Origin of the sequence: Aneurinibacillus tyrosinisolvens, from assembly GCF_001015055.1 — a bacterium.
In the GTDB taxonomy this organism is placed as follows: Bacteria; Bacillota; Bacilli; order Aneurinibacillales; family Aneurinibacillaceae; genus Aneurinibacillus_A; species Aneurinibacillus_A tyrosinisolvens.
On record NZ_BBWZ01000106.1, the window covers coordinates 1 to 1,528 of the forward strand.

Sequence of the window (1,528 nt, forward strand, 5' to 3'; positions counted from 1 at the left end):
GGTTAAGCTATCAAGGGCGCACGGTGGATGCCTTGGCGCCAGGAGCCGATGAAGGACGTGGCTAACTGCGAAATGCTCCGGGGAGCTGTAAGCAAGCGTTAATCCGGAGATGTCCGAATGGGGAAACCCACTACTCGTAATGGGGTAGTACTTCCATCTGAATCCATAGGATGGATAGAGGCAGACCAGGGGAACTGAAACATCTAAGTACCCTGAGGAACAGAAAACAATAGTGATTCCGTAAGTAGCGGCGAGCGAACGCGGAGTAGCCCAAACCGGAAGGTTCGCCTTCCGGGGTTGTAGGGCGTCTCACATAGGAGTTACAAAGGACAGTCATAGACGAAGCGGCCTGGAAAGGCCCATCACAGAAGGTAACAATCCTGTAGTCGAAATGGCTGTCTCTCCGAGACGTACCCTGAGTACCGCGAGACACGTGAAACCTCGTGGGAAGCAAGGAGGACCATCTCCTAAGGCTAAATACTACCTGGCGACCGATAGTGAACCAGTACCGTGAGGGAAAGGTGAAAAGCACCCCGGAAGGGGAGTGAAACAGAACCTGAAACCGTGTGCCTACAACTAGTCGGAGCACATTCTCTGTGTGACGGCGTGCCTTTTGTAGAATGAACCGGCGAGTTACGGTTGCGTGCAAGGTTAAGCCGGATAGGCGGAGCCGCAGCGAAAGCGAGTCTGAATAGGGCGCATAAGTACGCAGCCGTAGACCCGAAACCGTGTGATCTACCCATGTCCAGGGTGAAGGTGCGGTAACACGCACTGGAGGCCCGAACCCACGCACGTTGAAAAGTGCGGGGATGAGGTGTGGGTAGCGGAGAAATTCCAATCGAACTCGGAGATAGCTGGTTCTCCCCGAAATAGCTTTAGGGCTAGCCTCAGATTACTGTACCGGAGGTAGAGCACTGATTGGATGCGGGCCCCTCGCGGGGTACCAAGTTCAGTCAAACTCCGAATGCCGGCTACAGGATGTCTGGGAGTCAGACTGCGAGTGCTAAGATCCGTAGTCAAAAGGGAAACAGCCCAGACCACCAGCTAAGGTCCCTAAATTTGCACTAAGTGGGAAACGATGTGGAGTTGCTTAGACAACCAGGATGTTGGCTTAGAAGCAGCCACCATTCAAAGAGTGCGTAATAGCTCACTGGTCGAGTGACTCTGCGCGGAAAATGTAACGGGGCTAAGTGCAGTACCGAAGCTGTGGATTGACACCGTGGTGTCAGTGGTAGGGGAGCGTTCCTGCAGCAGTGAAGTCAGACCGGAAGGACTGGTGGAGCGGCAGGAAGTGAGAATGCCGGTGTAAGTAGCGAAAAGAGGGGTGAGAATCCCCTCCGCCGAAAACCTAAGGGTTCCTGGGGAAGGCTCGTCCTCCCAGGGTTAGTCGGGACCTAAGCCGAGGCCGAAAGGCGTAGGCGATGGACAACAGGTTGAAATTCCTGTACTACCTCCACTCCGTCTGAGCGACGGGGGGACGCAGGAGGATAGGGTGAGCAGACGGCTGGTTATGTCTGTCCAAGCAGTG

At 54.8% G+C, this 1,528-nt stretch carries 1 rRNA gene; it reads left to right on the forward strand.

Features of this window, described 5'->3' with window-relative positions:
* Positions 1 to 1,528: ribosomal RNA gene (locus MBEAL2_RS28505) — 23S ribosomal RNA — on the forward strand; the annotation flags it as partial.